The following is a 24857-nucleotide window of genomic DNA, read 5'->3' as shown; positions in this document are numbered from 1 at the left end:
CGTATCCTCGTCTTATCCGGCCTACTAAATCGGGCAACTATTAATGTGCGACGGATTGAGAACCCGTCGGAACGCGGACATGTTTATATTTGAACAAGGCCACGAAAGCGACGGCCAGCACCAGCGAGTAGCCCGCGAAGATTAGCCACACAGTCTGCCAGTCGGTAATGCCGTTTTGAGTGTAATACTCCACCACTTTGCCGCTCACAATGCCGCCCAGTATACAGCCGAACCCGTTGGTCATCATCAGGAACATCCCTTGCGCGCTGGCGCGGATTTCCGGGCGTACTTCTTTTTCGACAAACACCGAACCAGAAATATTGAAGAAGTCAAAGGCGCAGCCATACACAATCATCGACAGTACCAGCAGGACGGTACCAAACGGTGTCGGGTCGCCCCAGGCGAACAGACCGAAACGCAGCATCCACGCCACGATACTAATAAGCATAACGTTCTTAATACCATAACGGCTCAGGAAGAACGGAATGGTCAGGATGAATAACGTTTCAGAAATCTGTGAAATCGACATCATCACCGAGGCATGCTGCACGATAAAGCTACTGGCGAACAGCGGATCTTTATCAAAGCTATGCAGGAAGGTATTGCCGAACATGTTGGTAATCTGTAGTTCCGCGCCCAGCATCATGGAGAAGATGAAGAAAATCGCCATCCGCTTATTTTTAAACAGCGCAAAAGCGTCAAGGCCCAGCATTGATGTCCAGCTCTGGTTTTTCTGCTGGTTAGCCACCGGAATGTGCGGCAGGGTAAAGGTAAACAGTACCAGCAGAACGGAAAGCGTCGCGCCGATATAAAGTTGCATATGGCTCAGTTCGAAACCGGAGAAACTCACCCCCCACATTGCCAGAATAAAGCCAATGGTGCCCCAAATACGGATAGGAGGAAAATCAGTGACAATATCCATGCCGGCAGATTGCAGGCGGTAATATGATATCGTATTGATCAAACCCAACGTCGGCATATAGGCCAACGAGTTAAGCAGGATCACAAAGAACATCGCCCCTGGCGTAGTGACTTCCGCAGCCATAAATAGCGTGACGGCGACGACGACATGGCACAGGGCATAGACCCATTTCGCGCTCAGCCATTTGTCAGCCACAATCCCTAACAAGGTCGGCATAAAAACGGCGGCAATCCCCAGTGAACTATAAACTGCGCCAATAGATGCGCCGTCAAATTTTAAGGTGACGAACATATACGAGCCCAGGGTAGTGAGCCAGCTTCCCCACAGACAGAACTGCAGAAAAGAGAGTATTTTAAGCTGCAGCTTAAGATTCATGTTAATTTCCTCACACCTCAGAGCGGATTAATGTTTTCAAAGGCACATTTGCCGTTGTGATTTGATGTGATTCTATCAATGAGAAGCGGTTTTTTTGTTACCTGTGACAAATATTTGCAAACAATTTCTAATTGCAAATCAAAAGGGTGACTGAGTTAACACTTTTTATCTTTCCCGCCTTTGTCATGTGACCAGCCAGAGGCGGGATGCGATAGTTTATCGACGGCGATATGCTCGCTGGGCAGAATTCACCTTATACAGATAGCGGCGCGACTCCGCAGACGGATGTCGGGTGGTTAATATCTGGTACACATCCCCCGGAGACATGCGGTTAATCATATTCGCGGCCTGAATCTTATCGTTCGAGAATACGCGTAATACACTGCCAGCGCCGCCATTGTAGGCGGTAATGACCGCATAGCGCCGAGACGTCGGATTTTCGATACCGCTCAGATACACATTATTCAACATCGCCAGATACGCCGTACCGGTATCAATATTGCTGGCGGGATCGAACAGGAAGTTGCGGCTTGGTATGCCGGATTTACCCTGAGAACGGAAAACATCTTTCCCGGCGCTGTGCTGTACCACCTGCATCAGGCCCAGCGCATCCGCGTGGCTGACCGCATAGGGGTTAAATGAAGACTCTGTTTGCATAATCGCCAGAATCAGCGACTCGTCAACGCCGTATTTACGGGAGGCCTGGCGAACCATGCCAATGTATTTATGCGCGCGTTTATCGAGGTGGTTAGGTACCAGATTAATAGTGACACTGTAAATAATGCGCAGACCGTTGCTGCGGCTTTTAAGTCGCGTTTTCAGCAGGTAATCCGCGAATGTGGTGGCGCGGCCTTCCCAGCGAATTGGCTGACCGGTATTGTCGACGACCTGACCATACAGGAAGGGTTCTTTGGAAATTTTAATGTCATCGACATCGGAGTAGAGGTCGACGGAGGTCGGATCATCGCCCATCAGCAACGTTTTAATAATGGCCCGGCGCAGACGCGCTGCAGGTTCCGTCCCGGCGATGGTTTCAACGGTAATGGTCCCATCATCAAAGTTGATGTGGCTACGGGTCTGGAACTGATCGGTATATTTGACGTAGTCTTTTGGCCCCGCGATCAGGACTTCTTTATATCCCCACAGATTTTCAATGTTGTTGGCAAATTGCCCCATCAAAATATCAAAGCCGTTGGTATCCTTGACCCAGGCTTCATTATACGTCTCGCCTTTTTTGGTCGAACTGGAGCAGGAGATGAGCAACGGCGCAATAACAGCAAGCGCGAGTAATTTTTTCATCATTCCGGGGGTGCATGTTGTGTTGTCGTTATGCCATTTTGCCGGACAGCGGCGCCAGGGGCTTATCCGGCATAGTTCTCAAGCCGAATAAGCGCAGCGTCATTCGGCAACGGGCCTATTTTTTCTCTTCCGGCGTATAACCTTCAATATGAATGTCTTTGCCTTCGAACAGGAAGCTCACCATCTCCTGTTCCAGCAGTTTACGATGATCGGCGTTCATCATGTTGAGCTTTTTCTCGTTAATTAACATGGTCTGCTTATGCTGCCACTGCGCCCACGCGTCTTTAGATATCTCGTTATAGATACGTTTTCCCAGCTCGCCAGGGTAGAGTTGAAAATCCTGCCCTTCAGCGTCGCGTTGCAGGTAAGTACAAAAAATCGTTCTGCTCATAAGTCATCCTCTTTATCGACCGGGGCGTTAAACCGGCGCTCCGGTACGTAACTGCTGTAACAAGCGCTCCACGGGAGCCGCCAGCCCGACTGACGGCGGTTGCGCTAAGTTATACCAGAGCGCGCTACCTTCATCCATGCAGGCGTCCAGTGACGACACGGGAAGCCACATAGGCACAATATCCAGATGGAAATGGCTAAATGTATGGCGAAACGCGTTAAGCTGGGCCAAATTATCAGCGTTAACATGCCGTTGCGCCAGCCATTCGCGCAATCCATCTTCACTGGCGAACTGCGGGAAGCAGTATAATCCACCCCATAAACCGCTGGGAGGGCGCTGCACCAGGAAAATTTCCTCATTATGCTGTAGTAGTAAAAAGTAGCCGGTACGTTCCGGTAACGTCTGTTTCGGTTTCTTGCCCGGATAGCGTGACCAGCTTTCATTCGTGGCGGCGATACAACCGCTTTGCAATGGACACAGGGAGCACTTTGGTTTTGAACGCGTGCAAACCATGGCGCCCAGATCCATCATCGCCTGATTAAATCGCTCCACGCCGTGTGCGGGCGTCACCTGTTCACTCAACGTCCACAGCGTATTCTCCACCTCTTTTTTTCCAGGCCAGCCGCTAACAGCATAACAGCGAGCCAGCACACGCTTAACGTTTCCATCAAGAATCGGATAATGTTTACCTAACGCGAGGGAAAGAATCGCGCCAGCGGTTGAACGCCCGACGCCGGGTAGCGCGGCGACTTCGTCAAAAGTTTGCGGGAATACGCCATCGTGAAGCGTCGCCACCTGTTGCGCCGCTTTATGCAAATTACGTGCGCGGGCGTAATAGCCGAGCCCGGTCCACAAATGGAGCACGTCATCCAGAGGTGCATTCGCTAAATCCGTCACCGTGGGAAAGCGCGCCATAAACCGCTCAAAGTAAGGAATAACCGTCGTCACTTGCGTTTGTTGCAACATGACTTCCGAGAGCCATACTTTGTAAGGCGTCTTGTTAATTTGCCAGGGCAGCGTTTTCCGCCCGTATTTGTCGTACCAGTCCAGAACCTGAGCTGAAAATTGAGACGCTTGCATGGAAACTCATTCATTATTGCCGGGGGCAAGATTGCAGCACAGAGGCCGCAGGGTGTAAACCGGAACTTTCCGCAGTGCGCTTCATGCTTGCATCCGGCAACTAACTTTGGATAATGCCCGTTTTCAGAACTCAAACACAGCAGACTACACTTTTATGAAAAACGACGTCATTTCACCGGAATTTGATGAAAACGGCCGCCCACTGCGCCGTATTCGTAGTTTTGTTCGTCGCCAGGGGCGACTGACAAAGGGGCAAGAACACGCGCTGGAAAACTACTGGCCGGTGATGGGCGTCGAGTTCAGCGAAGCGACGGTAGATTTCGCCACGTTGTTTGGTCGCGAAGCGCCGGTGACGCTGGAGATTGGTTTTGGCATGGGGGCGTCTCTCGTGGCGATGGCGAAAGTGCGCCCGGAGCAGAATTTCCTCGGCATTGAAGTGCATTCGCCCGGCGTCGGCGCTTGTCTGGCGTCCGCTCATGAAGAAGGCGTTGAAAACCTGCGCGTCATGTGCCACGACGCGGTAGAAGTGTTGCATAAAATGATTCCTGACAATTCTTTATCGATGGTTCAGCTCTTTTTCCCTGACCCGTGGCATAAAGCGCGTCATAATAAACGCCGTATCGTTCAGGCGCCGTTTGCTGAACTGGTAAAAAGCAAGCTGAAACTGGGCGGCGTTTTCCATATGGCGACCGACTGGGAAGCGTATGCGGAACACATGCTTGAAGTGATGTCATCTATTGACGGGTACAAAAATCTGTCAGCGAGCAACGATTATGTACCGCGCCCACAATCGCGCCCGGTAACGAAATTTGAACAACGTGGCCATCGTCTTGGCCATGGCGTATGGGATTTAATGTTCGAGAGGGTGAAATAATGGCAAAAAACCGTAGTCGTCGTCTGCGTAAAAAAATGCACATTGATGAATTCCAGGAATTAGGATTTTCGGTGGCATGGCGTTTTCCGGAAGGTACTGCTGAAGAGCAGATCGATAAGATCGTTGATGATTTTATTAATGACGTTATTGAGCCTAATAAACTGGCGTTTGACGGCAGCGGCTACCTGGCCTGGGAAGGACTGATTTGTATGCAGGAAATCGGTAAATGTACCGAAGAACATCAGACGATTGTGCGTAAGTGGCTGCAAGCGCGCAACCTTGAAGAAATCCGTACCAGCGAACTTTTCGACGTTTGGTGGGACTAATGAGTACAGGGCCGGCATATGCCGGCCCGCTTTGTCTTGAGGAAAATTATGATGCGCAAAACGCTGCTGGCTGCAGTGCTAACGTTTACGGCGATGGCCGCTCACGCAGATTACAAATGCAGCGTCACGCCACGTGACGATGTGATCCTGAGTCCACAAACGGTGCAGGTGAAAGGTGAAAACGGCAACCTGGTGATCACGCCGGACGGCAATGTGATGTACAACGGTAAGCAGTACACCCTTAGCGCAGCGCAGCGCGAGCAGGCGAAAGATTACCAGGCGGAACTGCGAAGCGCGCTGCCGTGGATTGATGAAGGTGCCCGGTCGCGTGTCGAAAAAGGCCGCGTGGCGCTGGATAAAATCATTGCTAAAGAGGTGGGGGAGAGCAGTAACATGCGCAGCCGTCTGACGAAGCTTGATGCACAATTGAAAGCGCAGATGAACCGCATTATCGAACATCGTACGGATGGCCTGACTTTCCACTATAAGGCTATTGACCAGGTGCGTGCTGACGGTCAGCAACTGGTAAACCAGGCGATGGGGGGGATTTTGCAGGACAGTATTAACGAAATGGGCGCCAAAGCAGTGCTTAAAGGCGGCGGCAATCCTTTGCAGGGCGTGATGGGCAGCCTCGGTGGTTTACAAACCGCCATCCAGAGCGAATGGAAAAATCAGGAGAAGGATTTCCAGCAGTTTGGCAAAGATGTCTGTAGCCGCGTAGTCACTTTAGAAGACAACCGCAAAGCGCTGGTCGGCAGCCTGAAATAATCTTCCCTTTTTAAACAATGGCGTAGATCGCATCTGCGCCTTTTATTCTGTTTTTTCCTGCATTTTGTTATCCATCTCTAAAAAATACTCTCTGTTATATATATATCGCTAGTTAATCGTATGTCATCACATTATTCGTCTGCAATATTTGGATAATGCGTCCAATTAACATAACTGGAGATATAACATGGAGTTTTTTAGGAAAACGGCATTAGCGGCTCTGGTAATGGGTTTCAGCGGCGCGGCGTTCGCTTTACCGAATATCACCATCTTAGCGACCGGCGGAACTATTGCTGGTGGCGGTGATTCTGCAACAAAATCAAATTATACGGCAGGTAAAGTCGGAGTTGAAAATCTGGTGAATGCCGTTCCTCAACTAAAGGACATTGCGATGGTGAAAGGCGAGCAGGTCGTTAACATCGGCTCGCAGGATATGAACGATGAGGTTTGGCTCACTCTGGCAAAAAAAATCAATATCGAGTGCGACAGTACAGACGGTTTCGTGATCACCCATGGCACTGATACGATGGAAGAGACTGCTTATTTCCTCGATTTGACCGTTAAATGCAATAAACCTGTAGTACTGGTCGGTGCGATGCGTCCCTCCACGTCAATGAGCGCAGATGGTCCGTTCAACCTCTATAATGCGGTCGTAACGGCGGCTGATAAACAGTCCGCTAACCGCGGTGTGTTGGTGGTAATGAACGATACCGTGATGGACGGGCGCGATGTTACTAAGACCAATACCACCGACGTGGCGACATTTAAATCCGTTAACTACGGGCCGCTGGGTTACATCCATAACGGGAAAATCGATTATCAGCGCACGCCGCAGCGTAAACACACCTCCTCCACGCCGTTTGATGTCGCTAAACTGACTGCGCTACCGAAAGTCGGTATTATTTATAACTATGCGAATGCGTCCGATCTGCCAGCAAAAGTGCTGGTAGACGCGGGATATGACGGGATCGTGAGCGCAGGCGTGGGTAACGGCAACCTGTATAAAACGATCTTTGATACCCTGGCGACCGCTGCGCATAACGGTACGGTCGTAGTGCGTTCTTCCCGCGTGCCGACCGGCGCAACTACGCAGGATGCGGAAGTGGATGATGCAAAATACGGTTTTGTCGCTTCCGGCACGCTGAACCCGCAGAAAGCGCGCGTGTTGCTGCAACTGGCTTTAACGCAAACCAAAGATCCAAAACAGATCCAGACGATATTTAATCAGTATTAATCGGTGAAGACGGCTACGCTTATCTCACTACGTTTTTGTAGATCTGATAAGCGTAGCGTCACGAGGTATTATCTTGCCGGTGACGGTTTCGACTTATCACTCCGCTAAAAACAGCTCCAGCAGCGAATTTAAAAATAGCTTACCGTGCTGGGTGATTTGCCAGCTATCTTTATTCTCGGTCAGATAACCTTGTGCGATAGCCTCATCCATTTGTTGACGAATCGTATCTTCGCTAAGCCCGGTATACTCGACAAATTCGGCGCGAGGCGCGCGCTCCAGCAACCGAAAACGATTCATAAAGAACTCAAAGGGTTTATCGTCATCACTCACGTCACGCTGGCTTTCCAGGTAACGTCCCTGCATATAACCGCGTGGGTGACGGGTTTTGGTGGTGCGCAGGATCCTGCCGCCCGGGAAGGTGACTTTACCGTGGGCACCGCAGCCAATACCCAGATAGTCGCCAAAGCGCCAGTAGTTCAGATTATGCTGGCACTGATAACCGGGTTTGGCATAGGCCGACGTTTCGTATTGCTGATAGCCCGCGGCGGTTAATAACTGGTGGCCCTGCTCAAAGATATCCCACAGAGCGTCATCGTCCGGTAAAACCGGCGGACGCGAACCGAACAGAGTGTTGGGTTCAATCGTCAATTGATACCATGAGAGATGCGGCGGATTAAGCGCAATTGCCTGTCGCAAATCATTCAGCGCCTCTTCCTGCGTTTGGTCCGGCAATCCATGCATCAAGTCGAGGTTAAAGCTGCGTAGCCCAAGCCCATTTGCCAGTCTTGCTGCCCGCATCGCCTCTTGTGGACCGTGAATACGGCCAAGACGTTTCAGCTTAGGCTCACTAAAGCTCTGCACGCCAATGGAGATCCGGTTTACGCCGGCGCGCTGATAGTCGATGAAGCGGTCGGCTTCGACCGTGCCGGGGTTCGCTTCCATGGTAATTTCCGCATCCGCCGCCAGATTCAGGCGCGCACGCACGCCGTCCAGCAGCGTTTGCATCGCCGGCCCGGAAAGCAGGCTTGGCGTACCGCCGCCAATAAAAATGGTCTTTACTTCACGCCCTTGCGCCCAGGCGACGTCGGCATCCAGATCGCTTAACAGATGCTGGACGTAGTCGTCATGCGGCACCTCGCCCTTCAACGCATGGGAATTGAAGTCGCAATATGGACATTTTTGTACACACCAGGGAATATGAATATAAAGACTGAGCGGCGGTAGTTTAGCCATTGCGTAACGCATCCAGCAGCAGCTTGAGCGCTTGTCCTCGGTGGGAAATCGCGCTTTTTTCTTCACGGGTCAGTTCTGCGGCGGTTTTGCCTTCAGACGGTACGAAGAAAATAGGATCATAGCCAAATCCGCCATTTCCGGCCGCCTGGCGAGTAATGACGCCGGGCCAGCTACCGTGACAGACTATCGGTGTGGGATCTTCGGCATGACGCAAATAAACCAGTACACAATGGAATCGCGCCTGGCGTTTGTCGTCCGGAACATCTCGTAGAGTATGCAGCAGTTTTTCCAGATTTTGCTGATCTGTCGCGTTTTCGCCAGAATAGCGCGCGGAATAGATACCCGGCGCGCCGCCTAAAACGTCAACGGCCAGACCGGAGTCATCGGCAATGGCGGGCAGACCGGTCATTTTAGCGGCATGACGCGCTTTGAGAATCGCGTTTTCAATAAACGTCAGGCCGGTTTCTTCCGCGGAGTCAACGCCCAGTTCCGTTTGCGCTACCACATCAAGCCCAAAATCGCTTAACAGCGACGCGAGCTCGCGCACTTTACCGGCGTTGCCGGTTGCGAGAACAACTTTTTGCATGGAATACCTACTCAGTTAACGCCGCAATTTCCGGCGGGATCTGTTGCGGGTGAATAATTTTTACCTGTTTGTGACGGCCCAGCTCGCCTTTTTCGATGACGATCTGACTTTTCGCCACGCGAAACTGTTTACCGAGAAACTTGGTCAGATGGCTGTTTGCCTGACCGTCAACCGGCGGGGCGGTAATGGCGACTTTCACCTCGTCGCCATGTAAACCCACAATACTGTCGCGGCTGGCTTTCGGCTGAATATAAAGCCGTAACACCAGACCGTCTTCGCAGCGAGTCACAGCACTCATAACGCCATCCACAGCCCCGGCAGCAACATGTTGCCTGTCGCTTGTAAGACTTCAGCGATCCCCATATTAACGACATACAGTAGCAGCACCAGAACCATCGGCGAGAAGTCGATGCCGCCCATCGCAGGCAGTATACGGCGAATCGGGCTGAGCAGCGGCTCGGCAAGCTGAATCAATACATATTCAATCGGGCTACGACCCTGGCTCACCCAGCTCATGATAGCCATGACCAGCAGCACCCAGAAGATCAGCAGGCCGATTGTTTTAAGCAAGATAAGCACCGCGGCAATCCAGATAATCGCCTGAAACGTAATTACCTTAAACAGCACTATCGCCTTAATAACGCTAAGAATAAACGCCACCAGCAGGGAAGCGCTGTCAATCGGCCCCATTGGCGGGATAATACGACGCAGCGGTCCGATGATGGGCTGCGTAATTTTCACCACGAACTGGGAAAAAGGGTTGTAAAAGTCACAGCGGGCCCACTGCATCCACACGCGCAATAATAGCACCATGGTATACAGCTCAATTACCGTTGAGAGCAGGAAGGTCAACGTATTCATGGCGTTCCTCAGTTTTCCTTAATTTTTTGTGTAATCACGAGCACCAAAGATAGCGGTGCCGATGCGCACCATTGTGCTACCTGCCGCAATCGCGGCTTCCATATCGTCGCTCATACCCAGAGATAGGGTATCAACGTCAGGGTAGCGCGCTTTCAGCCCGGCAAATGCTACCGCCATTTGACGTGCGACTTCAAACTGCCTTACATAATCTGACTCTGGCGCCGGGATCGCCATCAGTCCGCGAAGCCGCAGACGCGGCAGTGTTGCCACCGCCGCGGCCAGCTCATCCAGTTCCGCCAGCGGAATGCCTGATTTGCTGTTTTCATCACTGATATTAATTTGGATCAGAACATTTAGCGCTGGCAGATTATCCGGACGCTGTTCGCTCAGGCGCGAGGCGATACGCAGGCGATCGATGGTATGACACCAGTCAAAATGCTCGGCCACCAGCCGACTTTTGTTGGACTGTAAAGGGCCAATAAAGTGCCAGTGCAGGCCTTCCACTTTCGCTTCCTGAAAGTGGCGGATTTTTTCCACCCCCTCTTGTACATAATTTTCACCAAATGCCCGTTGTCCGGCGGCAATGGCTTCTGCGATGTCGCTCGCAGGTTTGGTTTTACTCACTGCAAGCAACGTAACTTCTTCTGAAGAGCGGCCGCAACGCGTCGCCGCGGCGGAGATTTTGTCCCGGATGTGTGCCAGGTTATGCGCGATATCGTTCATTTTCCGAGGATGTTTATATGAATATGGAAGAAATTGTGACGCTTAGTGTAAAGCATAACGTCTCGGATCTACACCTGTGTAACGCCTGGCCTGCGCGATGGCGCAAACAAGGACGCATGGAGAACGCGCCTTTTACCGCGCCTGATGTCGACAGGCTTCTGCTTGATTGGCTTAATGACGCGCAACAATATCAGTGGCGAACGCACGGTCAGCTTGATTTCGCCGTCTCGCTGTCTGGCACGCGGCGCCTGCGCGCCAGTGCGTTCACACATCAACAGGGAACGTCGCTGGCGCTACGGCTATTGCCCGAGCGTTGTCCTGATCTGGCGGAAATCCAGACGCCGCCGATAGTACCCGCACTACTTGCCAGCGAGAACGGACTGATTCTGGTCACTGGCGCTACTGGCTGCGGGAAGTCCACCACGCTGGCGGCGATGGTGGGACATCTTAATCAACATGCCGATAAACACATCCTGACGCTGGAAGATCCTATTGAGTACCGTTACGCCAGCCAGCGCTGCCTGATACAGCAGCGGGAAATCGGTCAGCATTGCGCCACTTTCGCCGCTGGGCTGCGCGCGGCGTTGCGTGAAGATCCCGATATCATTTTGCTGGGAGAGCTGCGTGACAGCGAAACCATTCGCCTGGCGCTGACGGCGGCGGAAACGGGACATCTGGTACTGGCAACCCTGCATACTCGCGGCGCGGCGCAGGCGGTGGAAAGGTTGGTGGATAGCTTTCCGGCGCAGGAGAAAGAACCGGTACGCAGCCAACTGGCGGGCAATCTGCGCGCCGTATTATCGCAAAAACTGGAGGCCGACAGGCAGGATGGGCGTGTGGCGTTGTTTGAATTACTGATTAATACGCCAGCTACCGGGAATTTGATCAGGGAGGGTAAACTTCATCAGTTGGCCCATGTAATGCAAACCGGGCAGCAACAGGGGATGATGACGTTCGCTCAGAGCGCGCAATGGCGTCAGGCGCAGGGGCGGCTGTCGCGAGCATGATGGCGTACTGGTTTTGTAAAGCGTTGACTGGCGCGGTGGATAGAACGGCGTGCAGGCTTGTATCCTGGCGAGCCGGCGTTAAAATCGCAGCTTTTTTAAGACCACAGCGAAGCCATTTAACGATGTCATCACAACCTAATCAAAGCTTAATAGATGGCATTCGCTGTCTGCAATATCTGGTCTCCAGCGACCGTGCTATTGGATGTCGCGAACTTGCCCGGCTGATGGATATCAATACCACGCGCATTAATCGCCTGTTAATGACAATGGCCTCCATTGGGCTCACGATGCAGGATGAACAGCGGCGTTATTTACCCGGACCCGGCATTCACGCATTAGCGGCGCAGGCGATTCGAGGATCGGCGCTGTTTTCCCATGCGCTACCCATCCTTGAGCGACATGCGCCTAAAGACATTGTGGTGGCGTTGGGCGTGCTATGGGAAGACCAGGTTATCTATATTTATCACTCTGCGCCGGCTTCGGAGGTAAGTCAGGCGCTGGCAGGGTTTCGCATGTCCCCGGCCTGGCAGTCGGTACCAGGGATGGCGTTACTGGCGGCGGAAAGCGATGAGACGCTAATGCAGCGTTTTACTCCGGAGCAGTGGCGTTATCTGGCGCCGCATGTGGCGCAGCAGCGCCAGCGGGGATACGTGCTGTGGCATCATGCTGATGGTGAAGTTTCTATGGCGCAGCCGCTGGGCAAACACGCCGCAGCGCTGGCCTTTGCAGGAATGTGGCGAATTGATGAGGCGGAGGCCGCTACGCGCTTACAGACGCTAAAGGCATTAAACCAGCTCATTACCCAGTAAGCCCGACAACTGTTGCCGCGTTATCCGGCCCGCTGACAAAAAGGCTTTAATACCCCTGTTCGAAATAGCTTTCGAGGATAATCACGGCGGAAGCCGAGTCCACTTTGCCTTTGTTCAGCGCGCGATAGCCGCCTTGTTCAAACAGGCCGGAGCGCGCTTCAACGGTGCTGAGCCGTTCATCGTGCAACGTGACAGTGACCCCGAAACGCCCATGAATACGGTTGGCGAATTTACGTGCACGAGCCGTCAGCGGTTGTTCAGTGCCATCCATATTGAGCGGTAGCCCGACAATAATTTCATCCGGCTGCCACTCTTTCAGCAAACGTTCAATGAGCGTCCAGTCGGGCGTGCCGTCCTGTGCTTTGATTGCCGGAAGCGGACGGGCGGTGCCGGTAATGCGTTGTCCTATTGCAACGCCGATGCTCTTTGTGCCGAAGTCAAAGGCCAGTAAGGTGCCGCTCATCAGGCGTGCCCCGCAACGCCAGGCATGGTCAGAATATCAATGCCAATAAGTTTCGCCGCTTCGCGCCAGCGCTCGGCAATGGGGGTTTTGAATAAAATATTGAGATCGGCGGGCGCGGTAAGCCAGGCGTTATTGAGCAGTTCTTGCTCAAGTTGACCTTTATCCCAGGAGGCGTAGCCCAGCGCGACCAGCACATCGGAAGGCTGCTGTTCAGTGCCTAACGTCTCCAGCACATCGCGGGAGGTGGTGATCACGGTATTGTCCGAGATACGAATACTGGAGGCGAAGCGTGACGGCGGCGTATGCAGAATAAACCCACGATCTTCCGCCAACGGGCCGCCGAGCATCACGGCTTTATCAAGGCGAATCGCCGGATCACGCGGTTCCGGCGTAATTTTCAGTTTTTCCAGAATCCCTTCAATTTGCAGGTTTTCCAAAGGCTTATTAACAATAATCCCCATGGCGCCGTCCTGGTTGTGCTCGCAAATATACACTACGGAACGGCGGAAAATCGGATCCTGGAGCGCAGGCATGGCAATAAGAAAGTGATGCTGTAAATTCATTGTCAGAGGTTCTGTTTCCTGGTTCAAAAAAGCGACAGCGTTCAGTATGTGGGGAAAGCGGACGGTTGTCACTCATATAAGCCGTCTTTTGCCAAAGGACGGCTGCCTTATCGGATAATAGATTGCCGGATGGCGACGCTGACGCGTTTTATCTGGCCTACGCTGCGTGATTGCACAGGCCCGGTAAGCGCACGCCACTGGGCAATAAATGTTTACTTCGCCAGGCGCGCTTCTATGGCGTCCATCAACATCCCGGTGATAGAGATCGGGTATTCCGCTTCAATTTCACGCACGCAGGTTGGGCTGGTTACGTTAATTTCCGTTAAGCGGTCGCCGATAATATCCAGACCGACGAAAATAAGCCCTTTGGCTTTAAGCGTCGGCCCAACGCGGCGGGCGATTTCCCAGTCGCTTTCGCTCAGCGGACGGGGTTCGCCGCGGCCGCCAGCCGCCAGGTTGCCGCGGGTTTCGCCGCCCTGCGGAATACGCGCCAGGCAGTAAGGCACCGGCTCGCCGTCGACGACCAGTACGCGCTTATCGCCATCTTTGATCGCGGGCAGGTAGTTCTGCGCCATGCAGTAGCGATTGCCCAGCTCGGTCAGCGTTTCGGCAATAACGCCCATGTTAGGATCGCCTTCCTTAACGCGGAAAATGGACGCGCCGCCCATACCGTCCAGCGGTTTCATAATGATATCGCCGTGCTTTTCCCAAAACGCTTTGAGCTGCGCTTTATTGCGCGTTACCAGCGTTTCCGGCGTCAGATCGGAAAACCAGGCGGTATACAGTTTTTCATTACAGTCGCGCAGGCTTTGCGGTTTGTTGACGATCAGCGTGCCTTTCTCTTCAGCGCGTTCCAGAATATAGGTCGCGTAAATAAACTCGGTATCAAACGGCGGATCTTTGCGCATCAAAATGACGTCCAGATCGGCCAGCGGCAGGTCCTGCTCGTCATTCAATTCATACCATTTATCGTAGTTTTGCTCCACGCTCAACATTCGCGTGCGGGCGCGCGCTTCGCCGTTAATCAGATAAAGGTCGGCCATTTCCATATAATGAAGTTCATAACCACGACGTTGGGCTTCCAGCAGCATAGCGAAACTGGTGTCTTTCTTGATGTTGATGTTTGCGATGGGGTCCATCACGATGCCGAGCTTAATCATTATTTTCTCCGTTAACGCTTCATCCTAAGTCGCCAAAACGCACCTGTAGCGCGGTAATGGCGGTGAGCGCAGTTGTCTCAGTACGCAGAACGCGAGGTCCTAACAGAATATCAGTAAACTGATAGCGCGCGGTCATCGCGATTTCGTCCGCCGACAGCCCGCCTTCCGGGCCGATCAGCAGCCGGACGCGTTCAACCGGCAGCGGCAGGGTGTTGATGCTGGCATGAGCGCGCGGATGAAGATTGAGCTTCAGCCCAGAATCTTGCTCGGCGCACCAGGCTTCCAGCGCCATCGGCGGGCGAATTTCCGGCACCCGATTACGCCCGCATTGTTCGCAGGCGGCGATGGCGATCTTTTGCCACTGCTGGCGCTTTTTGTTCAGACGTTCACTATCCAGTTTAACGCCGCAGCGCTCAGAGAACAGTGGCGTAATGAGGCTTACACCCAGTTCGATCGATTTCTGGATAGTAAATTCCATTTTTTCACCGCGCGACATCACCTGACCCAGATGGATATGCAGCGGCGATTCACGATCGTCGATTTCGCCTTTCATCACTTGCACTTCAACGCTTTTCTTACTGGCGCTAATGATTTCAGCATCGAATACCTGATTACTGCCGTCAAACAGCTGTAAAGCTTGTCCCGGTCCCATGCGCAGTACACGACCAATATGGTTGGCCGCATCTTCGCATAACGAAATCTGCGTACCGGACGTCAACAATTCAGGGTGATAAATGCGGGGAATACGCATAATAAAAAATCCGCGTCATGGCCCCGGCGTTTGGATATCCAGGGCATGGGTTAACAAGAATCCCGCTAGTGTAGGTTAGCTCTTTTGCGCCTGGCAAGCGCGTTGCACATAGGGATTATGATTACCCTGGACCTTCGCGATACGCGCATCGCGCTCGCACTCCCAGGCGGTAACGGGGTACTGCTTATCCCAGACGTTAAAAAGCTGCGTTTGTTGGCGGGAAAGTTTCAGCTGGTATTGGTCGCGCATATAAAAATAAGTGCGGGCGATTGCGCCGCGGGCGCGGGCGGGCGGCTCGGCGATTTTCGCTTTGAAATCCACTTTCATGGCGCACTGCCCGTACTGGCCTTCGCCGCCGTTCCACTGGCTATACATAAAGTTGCCGCGATCGCCATTCACTTCGCCAATCGCGGGTTGCAGGTTATGCATATCGCTTTCCATTTTGCGGTAGACCGGGTCTTTAGCGCAGTTTTTTCGCCCGCCGTCCTGCCAGCACTGGCGCTGATGACCGAATTGCCAGGCGGGGACAACGTGCTCCCACTCAATGCGTCTGGCGCGATTCTCGTTTTTACGCACCTTATAGCCGCAGGATTCCAGGTCTACGACGCCTTTTTTACCCTGCCAGCGGATTTGGCACCCGCAGTAAAAGCTGCCGGGCGCGTCGGCATTGACTTTGACGCTCGCCGCTTTGGCCTGAGAAAAACTGTTAATGCCATCGGCCAATGCCTGGCCTGAAAACGCTGCTGCCAGCAACGCAGCGGCAAAAGAAAAATTACGGTACATCGCATACTCCATAGCAAAACGAGCCCGCAACGTAACGAAAGTTGTACCTGTATGCAATCAGTTCGCTCAGGAAAGTTCCCAAACGTTTCGGAGACTACCCGGCGACCAGCGGTTCGCCGCAGTGGACACACCGATAAACCGCTTCGCCGCGTACCACGCGATTATGGCGGCGGACGGTAAGTTGATGTTGTTGGCATTGGCAATGATAGGGAAAGGTATTACGCCGCACGGATTGCAGTTCAAATTGATGAGTACGTCTGGCCGGAACGCCCAGTACGCTTTCCATCATCCATTTCCACTCTTTACCGTGAGGCGCTTTGCGCCCGAAGTGCTTCCACACCAGCAGATGTGCCAGTTCATGCGGCACGACCGCGGCAATAAAGGCGTCAACGTTTTCCATTAGCAACACCGGGTTGAGGCGAATTTCGTAGCTCTCCAGCCAGGCGGTACCCGCCGAGGTGCCGCGTTGCGTATACACCAGTTTCGGCTCCGGATAATGCCTATTGAGTTTGAGGTTAGCCTGGGCAAGATTTTCCCGCAGACGACGCATCACGGCCTGTTGAATAGCGATAGGGAGACGAGGGGTTTTCATAGCGGCAGAGAATAGTGCGACGGAAGAGGGACTGCAAGAAAAACGCTTCCTCCCGTGGCGGGAGGAAGCGTGGGAGGGTTTAGTCGTGGGCGCCGATTTCGCGCAGTTTACGACCCTTCATCAGGTTACGTTCAATGTGTTCCAGCGAGACGTGTTTGGTTTCCGGCACCAGCCACAGAGTCAGCAGGATAAACAGCACGTTCAGGCCGGCGTAGACCCAGAAGGTGTTGGCGTTACCCAGATTGTTCAGCATGGTCAGGAACGTTGCGCCGACGATCATATTGGCGATCCAGTTGGTCGCGGTGGAGCAGGTGATGCCGAAATCGCGGCCTTTCAGCGGCTGGATTTCGGAGCACAGAACCCAAATCAACGGACCGGCGCTCATCGCGAACCCAATGATGAACATCAGCAGCATAGCGATCGCGAAGTATTGCGCAGACGGGGAATGAATGCCAATGTGCATCATCGTACCCAGAATCCCCATGCCAATCGCCATGACCAGGAAGCCCAGCGTCAGGGTAGGTTTGCGGCCCCAGCGGTCAACCAGACCGATAGCGATAAAGGTTGCCAGGACGTTAGTCAGGCCAACGATAACGGTGCCCCACATCTGCTCCGTGGTGTTGGTGTACCCCGCCAGTTCGAAGATTTTCGGCGCGTAATACATGATGACGTTCATCCCGGTAAACTGTTGCATTACCTGCAACAGAACGCCAAGGAACACGGCGCGGCGGAAGTTGCTGTTCTCTTTGAACAGCGCCCAACCGCTCTGCTTAACCTGCAAACTTTCGCGAATTTCATCGAGCTCACGTTTTGCTTCCGCGCTGGTATCACGCAGGTGTAACAGGACGCGTTCAGCATCATGGAAGCGACGTTTCGCCGCAAACCAGCGCGGGCTGTCTGGCAGGAAGAAGACGCCAATTAACAGCAGAATGGCCGGGATGATGATCACGCCGAGCATCCAGCGCCATGCGCCGCTGTAGCTGAACGCGGTATCAGACAGATAAGCGCCCAGGATCCCGATGGTGATCATGAGTTGGTACATTGAGATCATGCTGCCACGAATTTTCTCCGGCGCGATCTCGGACAGGTACAACGGCGCAGTGTAGGACGCGACGCCAACGGCCAGCCCCAACAGCACGCGGGAAATAATCAGGACTTCAACGTTAGGCGCCGCAGCGGAGAACAATGAACCGGCGACGAACAGGATAGCGCCGATCATCAGGCTTTTTTTACGACCCAGTTTAAAGGAGAGCCAGCCGCTGCCGACAGCGCCGACGGCCGCGCCAAACATCATGGAGCTGACCACCCATTCCTGAGTGTGTGCGTTAATCTGAAACTCATCGGTAATAAAGGGTAAAGCACCGGCGATAACGCCGATATCCAGGCCAAAAAGTAATCCTGCCAGGGCTGCAAGAAAGCAGACAAAAAATGTCATGGCCTTGTTGGAACGCCCTTGTTTTTTATTGTCAGGCATTATGCCCTCCGGTTGGGTTAGCAATTTTATCGATGTTAAGAGTAGGTGAGTACGCCGTAAAAATATGTGAGGGCAATCACAATGGTGTAATCGTTTACACTGCTATTTATCGCAGTGATTATTTAATTATCTGAAAAATAAAAATTTTAATAATCTTATAACCATATCAATCGGCTGGTATTCAGACAAAGCTGAAAACAATGTAACATTTTCATCGTAGGATAAGCACAACGCTAGTGGCATTGTCAGTTATTAATGAAAATAAATGTAATCGCTTTCATTGTTACTGAAACTGAATGATGAAAAGTGTAGTCGAAGAAACGAAAGGGGAGGGCGGATTGTGCTGCGCATCACAAAAAGATGTTTGCGAAACGATGAGGGGCTGTCGGCAATGATAAAGGCCAGCATGGCGCTGGCCTTTATGAGTACGGCATGGCTTACCTGACTGAAATATATAGCCAGGCACGGGAGATTATTTCAGACCGGCGGCATCGCGCAGCAGTTGCGCTTTGTCGGTCTTCTCCCACGGGAAGTTTTCGCGACCAAAGTGGCCGTAAGCCGCCGTTTCTTTGTAGATCGGGTGCAGCAGATCCAGCATCTGAATCAAACCGTACGGGCGTAGGTCGAAGAATTCGCGCACCAGCAGAGTCAACTGTTCAGAAGATACTTTTTCGGTCCCGAACGTTTCCACCATAATGGAGGTTGGTTCCGCTACGCCGATAGCGTAGGAGACCTGGATTTCACAGCGGTCCGCCAGGCCTGCCGCCACGATGTTTTTCGCGACATAACGCGCCGCGTAAGCCGCAGAACGGTCAACTTTCGACGGATCTTTACCGGAGAAGGCGCCGCCGCCGTGACGCGCCATACCGCCGTAAGTATCAACGATGATCTTACGACCGGTCAGACCACAATCGCCCATCGGGCCGCCGATAACAAAACGACCGGTTGGGTTGATAAAAAACTTAGTGGACGTATTTAACCATTCAGACGGCAGAATGGGTTTGATGATCTCTTCCATCACCGCTTCTTGCAGCGATTTTTGGTCGATATCTTCTGCGTGCTGCGTAGAGAGAACCACAGCGTCGATACCGACGATTTTGCCGTCGTCATACTGGAAAGTGACCTGGCTTTTTGCATCCGGACGCAGCCATGGCAGGGTGCCATTTTTACGCACTTCAGCCTGACGCTGTACCAGACGGTGCGCGTAGGTGATTGGCGCAGGCATCAGTACGTCGGTTTCATTTGTCGCGTAGCCAAACATCAGGCCCTGGTCGCCCGCGCCTTGTTCCAGCGGGTCTGCGCGGTCAACGCCCTGGTTGATATCCGGAGACTGTTTGCCAATTGCGCTTAGTACCGCGCAAGAGTTGGCGTCAAAGCCCATGTCGGAATGCACATAGCCAATTTCGCGCACCGTATTACGGGTAATCTCTTCGATATCGACCCAGGCGCTGGTGGTGATCTCACCGCCAACTAAAACCATGCCGGTTTTGACGTAGGTTTCACAGGCGACGCGTGCTTTCGGATCCTGTTGCAGGATGGCGTCCAACACGGCATCAGAGATTTGGTCAGCGATTTTGTCAGGATGCCCTTCTGATACGGACTCAGACGTAAAAAGGTGTTTTGCCATATTTAATTTCACCTAAGGAGAATTTAGTTAGCTCAAACTGTTGTGCGGAATAGCCAGGGTAGAAGATTCTACCATGAGTCTGAAGATCACTGACACTGGCAGTCTGAGTGTTAATCGGTATGGATGGATTAACATCTGGACGGCTATTTTAGGTCACTTCTTCGCCCAATTTCCAGTTTTTTTTGAAGGCCGTCGCATTGCCGGGCAAAATCCCGCGGAAAACGTTTCAGACAATGCTGACATTATGCGCATTTATACTTTGCTTTTTTTCTGCGTTCTGGGTATAAAACGCGACGCGCGGCTTATACAAAAGCACACGACGTTTTCTTCGTGTCGCCACTTCCAGCCGGGTTAAAACGTTGCTTTGGCTTGTGGGTTCGTCTTACGAGGCGGCCGTGGAGGTGATACGAGATAATGAACCGTTGTATTCTGCTGAATCTGTCGCATCGTTCTGGTGCGCGCATGTCCCCCGCAATCTGTATCTCTGCTTTGCATACCTGCCGATGTTATACCCATCTCGGCGCTTCTCAGGATTCCAGAGCCGGCAATGGCGCTGAAGACTGAACAAGGGCGCTCTTGTTAACACAAGAGTTTTCTCGTGGTTTCGCCGAACCGTTATCTGTAAGTTCGGTTACGTGTTTTACAATGATATGAAAAAGAAACCGGTCGCGCAGGCGGAGCGTCAGCACTATCTGCTGGAAAATCCGTTTGTTTATGGGTTGTTATCGCGTCTTCGGATTGCGATAGTAGTCAACTGTTTTACACTTGCTAATAAAAATTGAGGTTCGCTATGTCTGACGACATTTCTATGGGTTCGCCTTCGTCAGCAGGCGAACAGGGTGTACTACGCTCCATGCAGGAGGTTGCAATGAGCTCCCAGGAAGCCAGCAAGATGCTGCGCACTTACAATATTGCCTGGTGGGGCAATAACTACTACGACGTCAACGAGCTGGGCCACATCAGCGTGTGCCCCGATCCCGACGTACCGGAAGCGCGCGTCGATCTCGCCAAACTGGTGAAAGCGCGCGAAGCGCAAGGCCAGCGTCTGCCGGCACTGTTCTGCTTCCCGCAGATCCTGCAACACCGTTTGCGTTCAATTAACGCGGCGTTTAAGCGTGCGCGTGAATCTTACGGTTATAACGGCGACTACTTCCTCGTTTACCCGATTAAGGTCAATCAGCATCGCCGCGTGATCGAGTCCCTTATCCATTCCGGTGAACCGTTGGGGCTGGAAGCGGGGTCGAAAGCGGAATTGATGGCGGTGCTGGCGCATGCCGGCATGACCCGTAGCGTGATCGTCTGTAATGGTTATAAAGACCGTGAATACATTCGGCTGGCGCTGATTGGCGAGAAGATGGGCCATAAGGTTTATCTGGTCATCGAAAAGATGTCTGAAATCGCGATAGTGCTGGAAGAAGCCGAGCGTCTGAACGTGGTTCCCCGCCTGGGCGTGCGTGCGCGTCTGGCCTCCCAGGGGTCTGGTAAGTGGCAATCCTCCGGCGGCGAAAAATCAAAATTCGGCCTGGCGGCGACACAGGTGCTGCAACTGGTGGAGACCCTGCGCGACGCCGGGCGTCTGGACAGTCTGCAACTGTTACACTTCCATCTGGGATCGCAGATGGCGAATATTCGCGATATCGCGACCGGCGTGCGCGAGTCCGCGCGTTTCTATGTTGAACTGCATAAGCTGGGCGTTAATATCCAGTGCTTCGACGTGGGGGGCGGTCTGGGCGTAGATTATGAAGGTACCCGCTCGCAGTCCGATTGTTCGGTGAACTATGGCCTGAACGAATACGCCAATAACATCATTTGGGCGATTGGCGATGCCTGCGAAGAGCATGGTTTGCCGCATCCGACGGTGATTACCGAGTCTGGCCGCGCCGTCACCGCGCACCATACCGTACTGGTATCTAACATCATCGGCGTAGAGCGTAACGAATACACGGACCCAACTGCCCCTGCTGAAGATGCGCCGCGCGCGCTGCAAAATCTGTGGGAAACCTGGCAGGAGATGCATAAGCCGGGCACCCGCCGCTCGCTGCGTGAGTGGTTACATGACAGCCAAATGGATCTGCACGATATTCATATCGGCTACTCTTCCGGCGCGTTTAGTTTGCAGGAGCGCGCCTGGGCGGAGCAACTTTACCTCAGTATGTGCCATGAAGTGCAGAAGCAACTGGACCCGCAAAACCGTGCGCATCGCCCGATTATCGACGAACTGCAAGAGCGAATGGCGGACAAAATGTACGTCAACTTCTCGCTGTTCCAGTCGATGCCGGATGCGTGGGGGATCGATCAGTTGTTCCCTGTGCTGCCGCTGGAAGGCTTAGATCAGGTACCGGAGCGTCGTGCCGTGCTGCTGGATATTACCTGTGATTCCGATGGCGCTATCGATCACTATATCGATGGCGACGGTATCGCCACGACGATGCCGATGCCGGAATACGATCCAGAGAATCCGCCGATGCTCGGCTTCTTTATGGTCGGCGCCTATCAGGAGATCCTCGGTAACATGCACAACCTGTTTGGCGATACTGAAGCGGTTGACGTGTTTGTCTTCCCGGACGGTAACGTCGAGGTTGAGCTGTCTGACGAAGGCGATACCGTTGCGGATATGCTGCAATATGTGCAACTGGATCCGAAAACGTTGTTAACGCATTTCCGCGACCAGGTAAAACAGACGGATCTGGACGATGCGTTGCAGCAGCAGTTCCTTGAAGAATTTGAAGCGGGTCTGTACGGCTATACTTATCTGGAAGACGAGTAACGGAAAGCGCCCGGTGACGTTGCATTTGCCAGGCCGGATAAGGCGAAGCCGCCATCCGGCGGTTGCAACGTTCACTTGAATCTGTACAACTTAACGGCGATAATTCGCCACAATAGCGATTTACAAATCAATCCCTTCCTCGTCGGGTTTAACGACGCGGAGGGGATTTTTTTCATCTTATTAATGCAACGACTTTAAAAGAGGTCAGGACATGAGCACCTTAGGTCATCAGTACGATAACTCACTGGTTTCTAATGCGTTTGGTTTTTTACGTCTGCCAATGAACTTCCAGCCGTATGAAAGCGATGCCGACTGGGTGATCACTGGCGTACCGTTTGATATGGCAACGTCCGGTCGCGCTGGCGGTCGTCATGGCCCGGCGGCGATCCGTCAGGTGTCGACCAACCTCGCCTGGGAACATCACCGTTTCCCGTGGAATTTTGACATGCGCGAGCGCCTGAACGTCGTGGACTGCGGCGATCTGGTGTATGCGTTTGGCGATGCCCGCGAAATGAGTGAAAAATTACAGGCGCACGCCGAAAAACTGCTGTCTGCGGGTAAGCGTATGCTCTCTTTCGGCGGCGACCACTTTGTCACGCTGCCGCTGCTGCGCGCCCATGCGAAACATTTTGGCAAAATGGCGCTGGTACATTTTGACGCTCATACCGATACCTACGCTAACGGCTGCGAATTCGATCACGGCACGATGTTCTACACCGCGCCGAAAGAAGGCTTGATCGATCCGCATCATTCGGTGCAGATCGGTATCCGCACCGAGTTTGACAAAGACAATGGCTTTACCGTACTGGATGCCTGTCAGGTCAACGATCGCGGCGTGGATGATATCCTCGCTCAGGTGAAACAGATCGTCGGCGATATGCCGGTCTATCTGACCTTTGATATCGACTGTCTGGACCCGGCGTTTGCGCCTGGTACCGGTACGCCAGTGATCGGCGGTTTGACCTCCGATCGCGCCATTAAACTGGTGCGCGGTCTGAAAGATCTGAACATTGTCGGTATGGATGTGGTAGAAGTCGCGCCGGCTTACGATCAGTCGGAGATCACCGCTCTGGCGGCCGCGACGCTGGCATTAGAAATGCTCTATATCCAGGCGGCGAAGAAGGGCGAGTAATCGGGCATACCTATGCTGTTAATGCCGGATGGTGCTTATCCGACCTACAACTACAATGCTCGCCACGTTTAACGTTCCGCTTTCAGCTTCGCCTGTCTGTAGGTCGGATAAGGCGAAGCCGCCATCCGGCACTGTTCGGGGATTATTTGATTCCGTCCGCGCTCATACGATCGCGCACATGCTGCGCGCGCGCGGCGGACGCCGGGTGATCGTCAAACATCGAGCTTTGACGGCCCGCTTCCAGTTTCGCCAGTTTCTCAAAGCTGGTGGCGAGTCCCGCCGGACTGATGCCGCGTTTGCGCAACAAATCGTAAGAATAATCATCCGCTTCGGACTCCTGACGTTGGGAGAACTGCGAGTTCACCAGTTTTTCGCCAAGATCGCCAAGCTGTGATTGCGACAGGCTACCGACAACGCCTCCTGCCGATGCCGCCGCGACGCGCACGGCGTTAGTGCCCAGCGCGACCTGCATCCCTTTCTTTACATGACCCAGCGCGACATGGCCCATTTCATGGCCGATCACTGCTTCAACTTCGTTGTCGGTCATCATATCCATTAGCCCGCTGTAGACGCGGATACAACCGTTCGCCATGGCAAACGCGTTGACGTCTTTCGTCTCGTAAACCTTATAGTTCACCGGTTGGCCGTTAATGTTATCCCCCAGCGCGGCGGCGATTTTTGCCAGTCGTTTAGCGTATTCGCTGCTCGCCGGCGCGATTTTCGCTTTGCTGTCGAGCTCCTGACAGGATTGATCGCTCAGCGCTTTTACCTGCGCATCGCTTAACGTATAGGCCTGAAAAGCTTCAGCGCCTGAAGAAAGCAGTCCATTGGAGTCCATATTCTGGCAGCCAGTCAGTGCCGTCGCCATGCCCATAGCAAGCAGTAAAGCGCGAATTTTCATTTTTCTCTTCCATACGAATCAATATTGTTTTGAAATGCGCCGGTTGCAGATGAATTGGCGCTTGGGTTAAGTATAAAGAAAAGCGCGGCAGGCAAGTTAGCTAATTGGGCAACATGCGAGCACGATCCGGAGATTTCTGAAGCGGTAAAAGGATGT

Annotated in this window: 28 protein-coding genes; 10 read left to right on the top strand and 18 right to left on the bottom strand. The window is 53.0% G+C overall.

The window, feature by feature from the left end:
• Nucleotides 1-40: 40 nt before the first annotated feature.
• From F4V61_RS09435 to mutY, 4 genes are all read right to left on the bottom strand, one after another.
• Nucleotides 41-1297, bottom strand: coding sequence for a nucleoside permease (locus tag F4V61_RS09435; protein WP_058819797.1), 1257 nt, complete (start codon nt 1295-1297; stop codon nt 41-43).
• Nucleotides 1298-1513: 216 nt separating this feature from the next.
• The gene (gene mltC / locus F4V61_RS09430; RefSeq protein ID WP_079798914.1) at nt 1514-2599 is read right to left on the bottom strand and encodes a membrane-bound lytic murein transglycosylase MltC; all 1086 of its coding nucleotides are present in this window, start codon (nt 2597-2599) and stop codon (nt 1514-1516) included.
• 112 nt (nt 2600-2711) lie between these two features.
• Nucleotides 2712-2987 carry an oxidative damage protection protein gene (locus F4V61_RS09425; RefSeq protein WP_038397655.1) on the bottom strand — a complete coding sequence of 92 codons (276 nt, stop codon included), beginning with the start codon at nt 2985-2987 and terminating at the stop codon, nt 2712-2714.
• A gap of 27 nt (nt 2988-3014) precedes the next feature.
• Nucleotides 3015-4067, bottom strand: a complete 1053-nt coding sequence (mutY, locus tag F4V61_RS09420) for an A/G-specific adenine glycosylase (protein ID WP_038397656.1) — start codon at nt 4065-4067, stop codon at nt 3015-3017.
• Nucleotides 4068-4221: 154 nt separating this feature from the next.
• Between mutY and trmB the strand changes: the two genes are divergently transcribed.
• The 4 genes from trmB to ansB all read left to right on the top strand — a co-directional run bounded on the left by trmB (nt 4222) and on the right by ansB (nt 7269).
• The gene (gene trmB, locus F4V61_RS09415) at nt 4222-4941 is read left to right on the top strand and encodes a tRNA (guanosine(46)-N7)-methyltransferase TrmB (RefSeq protein WP_058819796.1); all 720 of its coding nucleotides are present in this window, start codon (nt 4222-4224) and stop codon (nt 4939-4941) included.
• Nucleotides 4941-5267 (top strand): YggL family protein, encoded by a 327-nt coding sequence (locus tag F4V61_RS09410; RefSeq protein WP_058819795.1) that lies wholly within the window; start codon nt 4941-4943, stop codon nt 5265-5267. The genes trmB and F4V61_RS09410 overlap by 1 nt, the downstream gene beginning before the upstream one ends.
• 48 nt (nt 5268-5315) lie before the next feature.
• Entirely contained in the window at nt 5316-6035 is a 720-nt protein-coding gene (locus F4V61_RS09405; protein WP_000984828.1) for a DUF2884 domain-containing protein, read from the top strand.
• Nucleotides 6036-6222: 187 nt separating this feature from the next.
• Nucleotides 6223-7269 carry an L-asparaginase 2 gene (ansB, locus tag F4V61_RS09400; RefSeq protein ID WP_000394191.1) on the top strand — a complete coding sequence of 349 codons (1047 nt, stop codon included), beginning with the start codon at nt 6223-6225 and terminating at the stop codon, nt 7267-7269.
• A gap of 96 nt (nt 7270-7365) precedes the next feature.
• Here ansB and hemW read toward each other — a convergent pair whose 3' ends face one another.
• From hemW to F4V61_RS09375, 5 genes are read right to left on the bottom strand one after another with little or no spacing between them, the layout of a single operon-like run.
• Nucleotides 7366-8502, bottom strand: a complete 1137-nt coding sequence (gene hemW / locus F4V61_RS09395) for a radical SAM family heme chaperone HemW (RefSeq protein ID WP_079828668.1) — start codon at nt 8500-8502, stop codon at nt 7366-7368.
• The gene (locus F4V61_RS09390) at nt 8495-9088 is read right to left on the bottom strand and encodes an XTP/dITP diphosphatase (RefSeq protein ID WP_001174769.1); all 594 of its coding nucleotides are present in this window, start codon (nt 9086-9088) and stop codon (nt 8495-8497) included. Before F4V61_RS09390 ends, hemW begins: the two co-directional genes overlap by 8 nt.
• 7 nt (nt 9089-9095) lie before the next feature.
• Nucleotides 9096-9386 carry a DUF167 family protein YggU gene (gene yggU / locus F4V61_RS09385; protein ID WP_001277205.1) on the bottom strand — a complete coding sequence of 97 codons (291 nt, stop codon included), beginning with the start codon at nt 9384-9386 and terminating at the stop codon, nt 9096-9098.
• Nucleotides 9383-9949 (bottom strand): YggT family protein, encoded by a 567-nt coding sequence (locus tag F4V61_RS09380; RefSeq protein ID WP_001094848.1) that lies wholly within the window; start codon nt 9947-9949, stop codon nt 9383-9385. Before F4V61_RS09380 ends, yggU begins: the two co-directional genes overlap by 4 nt.
• An 18-nt stretch (nt 9950-9967) precedes the next feature.
• On the bottom strand, nt 9968-10672 hold the full coding sequence (locus F4V61_RS09375; RefSeq protein WP_000997790.1) for a YggS family pyridoxal phosphate-dependent enzyme: 705 nt from the start codon (nt 10670-10672) through the stop codon (nt 9968-9970).
• Between the two features lie 17 nt (nt 10673-10689).
• Between F4V61_RS09375 and F4V61_RS09370 the strand changes: the two genes are divergently transcribed.
• Nucleotides 10690-11679, top strand: coding sequence for a type IV pilus twitching motility protein PilT (locus F4V61_RS09370; RefSeq protein WP_001055641.1), 990 nt, complete (start codon nt 10690-10692; stop codon nt 11677-11679).
• Between the two features lie 122 nt (nt 11680-11801).
• Complete coding sequence (locus tag F4V61_RS09365; protein WP_024132127.1) at nt 11802-12488, top strand: IclR family transcriptional regulator domain-containing protein; 687 nt, start codon at nt 11802-11804, stop codon at nt 12486-12488.
• A gap of 46 nt (nt 12489-12534) precedes the next feature.
• Here F4V61_RS09365 and ruvX read toward each other — a convergent pair whose 3' ends face one another.
• The 8 genes from ruvX to metK form a co-directional block, all read right to left on the bottom strand.
• Nucleotides 12535-12951: a Holliday junction resolvase RuvX gene (ruvX, locus tag F4V61_RS09360; protein ID WP_000017095.1), complete on the bottom strand. Its 417-nt coding sequence runs from the start codon at nt 12949-12951 to the stop codon at nt 12535-12537.
• Complete coding sequence (locus F4V61_RS09355) at nt 12951-13514, bottom strand: YqgE/AlgH family protein (protein ID WP_001053169.1); 564 nt, start codon at nt 13512-13514, stop codon at nt 12951-12953. Before F4V61_RS09355 ends, ruvX begins: the two co-directional genes overlap by 1 nt.
• A 212-nt stretch (nt 13515-13726) precedes the next feature.
• Nucleotides 13727-14674 carry a glutathione synthase gene (gshB, locus tag F4V61_RS09350; protein WP_000593294.1) on the bottom strand — a complete coding sequence of 316 codons (948 nt, stop codon included), beginning with the start codon at nt 14672-14674 and terminating at the stop codon, nt 13727-13729.
• A gap of 19 nt (nt 14675-14693) precedes the next feature.
• Nucleotides 14694-15425, bottom strand: coding sequence for a 16S rRNA (uracil(1498)-N(3))-methyltransferase (gene rsmE, locus F4V61_RS09345; protein WP_001222489.1), 732 nt, complete (start codon nt 15423-15425; stop codon nt 14694-14696).
• Nucleotides 15426-15500: 75 nt separating this feature from the next.
• Nucleotides 15501-16208 carry a deoxyribonuclease I gene (gene endA / locus F4V61_RS09340; RefSeq protein ID WP_000286129.1) on the bottom strand — a complete coding sequence of 236 codons (708 nt, stop codon included), beginning with the start codon at nt 16206-16208 and terminating at the stop codon, nt 15501-15503.
• A 94-nt stretch (nt 16209-16302) separates the two neighbouring features.
• Complete coding sequence (locus F4V61_RS09335; protein WP_058819792.1) at nt 16303-16800, bottom strand: SprT family zinc-dependent metalloprotease; 498 nt, start codon at nt 16798-16800, stop codon at nt 16303-16305.
• Between the two features lie 79 nt (nt 16801-16879).
• Nucleotides 16880-18274: a galactose/proton symporter gene (gene galP, locus F4V61_RS09330; protein ID WP_080161275.1), complete on the bottom strand. Its 1395-nt coding sequence runs from the start codon at nt 18272-18274 to the stop codon at nt 16880-16882.
• A 472-nt stretch (nt 18275-18746) separates the two neighbouring features.
• Nucleotides 18747-19901, bottom strand: coding sequence for a methionine adenosyltransferase (gene metK / locus F4V61_RS09325; RefSeq protein WP_001062142.1), 1155 nt, complete (start codon nt 19899-19901; stop codon nt 18747-18749).
• 414 nt (nt 19902-20315) lie between these two features.
• On the opposite strand from metK, the gene F4V61_RS22605 reads away from it, so the two are divergent.
• The 4 genes from F4V61_RS22605 (at nt 20316) to speB (ending at nt 23800) form a co-directional block, all read left to right on the top strand.
• Nucleotides 20316-20465: a hypothetical protein gene (locus F4V61_RS22605; RefSeq protein WP_001751809.1), complete on the top strand. Its 150-nt coding sequence runs from the start codon at nt 20316-20318 to the stop codon at nt 20463-20465.
• 86 nt (nt 20466-20551) lie between these two features.
• Nucleotides 20552-20683: an acid stress response protein YqgB gene (yqgB, locus tag F4V61_RS09320; protein WP_079835480.1), complete on the top strand. Its 132-nt coding sequence runs from the start codon at nt 20552-20554 to the stop codon at nt 20681-20683.
• Nucleotides 20684-20691: 8 nt separating this feature from the next.
• Nucleotides 20692-22668 (top strand): biosynthetic arginine decarboxylase, encoded by a 1977-nt coding sequence (speA, locus tag F4V61_RS09315; protein WP_079782236.1) that lies wholly within the window; start codon nt 20692-20694, stop codon nt 22666-22668.
• A 211-nt stretch (nt 22669-22879) separates the two neighbouring features.
• Nucleotides 22880-23800, top strand: coding sequence for an agmatinase (gene speB, locus F4V61_RS09310; protein ID WP_000105580.1), 921 nt, complete (start codon nt 22880-22882; stop codon nt 23798-23800).
• 142 nt (nt 23801-23942) lie between these two features.
• Here speB and F4V61_RS09305 read toward each other — a convergent pair whose 3' ends face one another.
• Complete coding sequence (locus F4V61_RS09305) at nt 23943-24701, bottom strand: M48 family metallopeptidase (RefSeq protein WP_000701836.1); 759 nt, start codon at nt 24699-24701, stop codon at nt 23943-23945.
• Nucleotides 24702-24857: the final 156 nt, after the last annotated feature.

The organism is Salmonella enterica subsp. arizonae (assembly GCF_008692845.1).
Lineage (GTDB): Bacteria > Pseudomonadota > Gammaproteobacteria > Enterobacterales > Enterobacteriaceae > Salmonella > Salmonella arizonae.
Note: the sequence above shows the minus strand (reverse complement) of the source record. Positions and strands in the feature narration are given on the sequence as shown.

Excerpts from the sequence above, each read along its gene's own strand:
- trmB (WP_058819796.1), top strand. The coding sequence starts at position 4,222 with ATGAAAAACGACGTCATTTCACCGGAATTTGATGAAAACGGCCGCCCA.
- mutY (WP_038397656.1), bottom strand. The coding sequence starts at position 4,067 with ATGCAAGCGTCTCAATTTTCAGCTCAGGTTCTGGACTGGTACGACAAA.
- yqgB (WP_079835480.1), top strand. The coding sequence starts at position 20,552 with ATGAAAAAGAAACCGGTCGCGCAGGCGGAGCGTCAGCACTATCTGCTG.
- F4V61_RS09355 (WP_001053169.1), bottom strand. The coding sequence starts at position 13,514 with ATGAATTTACAGCATCACTTTCTTATTGCCATGCCTGCGCTCCAGGAT.
- F4V61_RS09370 (WP_001055641.1), top strand. The coding sequence starts at position 10,690 with ATGAATATGGAAGAAATTGTGACGCTTAGTGTAAAGCATAACGTCTCG.
- hemW (WP_079828668.1), bottom strand. The coding sequence starts at position 8,502 with ATGGCTAAACTACCGCCGCTCAGTCTTTATATTCATATTCCCTGGTGT.
- F4V61_RS09380 (WP_001094848.1), bottom strand. The coding sequence starts at position 9,949 with ATGAATACGTTGACCTTCCTGCTCTCAACGGTAATTGAGCTGTATACC.
- metK (WP_001062142.1), bottom strand. The coding sequence starts at position 19,901 with ATGGCAAAACACCTTTTTACGTCTGAGTCCGTATCAGAAGGGCATCCT.
- F4V61_RS09375 (WP_000997790.1), bottom strand. The coding sequence starts at position 10,672 with ATGAACGATATCGCGCATAACCTGGCACACATCCGGGACAAAATCTCC.
- F4V61_RS09410 (WP_058819795.1), top strand. The coding sequence starts at position 4,941 with ATGGCAAAAAACCGTAGTCGTCGTCTGCGTAAAAAAATGCACATTGAT.
- F4V61_RS22605 (WP_001751809.1), top strand. The coding sequence starts at position 20,316 with ATGAACCGTTGTATTCTGCTGAATCTGTCGCATCGTTCTGGTGCGCGC.
- F4V61_RS09405 (WP_000984828.1), top strand. The coding sequence starts at position 5,316 with ATGATGCGCAAAACGCTGCTGGCTGCAGTGCTAACGTTTACGGCGATG.
- F4V61_RS09365 (WP_024132127.1), top strand. The coding sequence starts at position 11,802 with ATGTCATCACAACCTAATCAAAGCTTAATAGATGGCATTCGCTGTCTG.
- F4V61_RS09435 (WP_058819797.1), bottom strand. The coding sequence starts at position 1,297 with ATGAATCTTAAGCTGCAGCTTAAAATACTCTCTTTTCTGCAGTTCTGT.
- F4V61_RS09305 (WP_000701836.1), bottom strand. The coding sequence starts at position 24,701 with ATGAAAATTCGCGCTTTACTGCTTGCTATGGGCATGGCGACGGCACTG.
- galP (WP_080161275.1), bottom strand. The coding sequence starts at position 18,274 with ATGCCTGACAATAAAAAACAAGGGCGTTCCAACAAGGCCATGACATTT.
- speB (WP_000105580.1), top strand. The coding sequence starts at position 22,880 with ATGAGCACCTTAGGTCATCAGTACGATAACTCACTGGTTTCTAATGCG.
- speA (WP_079782236.1), top strand. The coding sequence starts at position 20,692 with ATGTCTGACGACATTTCTATGGGTTCGCCTTCGTCAGCAGGCGAACAG.
- yggU (WP_001277205.1), bottom strand. The coding sequence starts at position 9,386 with ATGAGTGCTGTGACTCGCTGCGAAGACGGTCTGGTGTTACGGCTTTAT.
- gshB (WP_000593294.1), bottom strand. The coding sequence starts at position 14,674 with ATGATTAAGCTCGGCATCGTGATGGACCCCATCGCAAACATCAACATC.
- endA (WP_000286129.1), bottom strand. The coding sequence starts at position 16,208 with ATGTACCGTAATTTTTCTTTTGCCGCTGCGTTGCTGGCAGCAGCGTTT.
- rsmE (WP_001222489.1), bottom strand. The coding sequence starts at position 15,425 with ATGCGTATTCCCCGCATTTATCACCCTGAATTGTTGACGTCCGGTACG.
- F4V61_RS09335 (WP_058819792.1), bottom strand. The coding sequence starts at position 16,800 with ATGAAAACCCCTCGTCTCCCTATCGCTATTCAACAGGCCGTGATGCGT.
- ruvX (WP_000017095.1), bottom strand. The coding sequence starts at position 12,951 with ATGAGCGGCACCTTACTGGCCTTTGACTTCGGCACAAAGAGCATCGGC.
- F4V61_RS09390 (WP_001174769.1), bottom strand. The coding sequence starts at position 9,088 with ATGCAAAAAGTTGTTCTCGCAACCGGCAACGCCGGTAAAGTGCGCGAG.
- mltC (WP_079798914.1), bottom strand. The coding sequence starts at position 2,599 with ATGATGAAAAAATTACTCGCGCTTGCTGTTATTGCGCCGTTGCTCATC.
- F4V61_RS09425 (WP_038397655.1), bottom strand. The coding sequence starts at position 2,987 with ATGAGCAGAACGATTTTTTGTACTTACCTGCAACGCGACGCTGAAGGG.
- ansB (WP_000394191.1), top strand. The coding sequence starts at position 6,223 with ATGGAGTTTTTTAGGAAAACGGCATTAGCGGCTCTGGTAATGGGTTTC.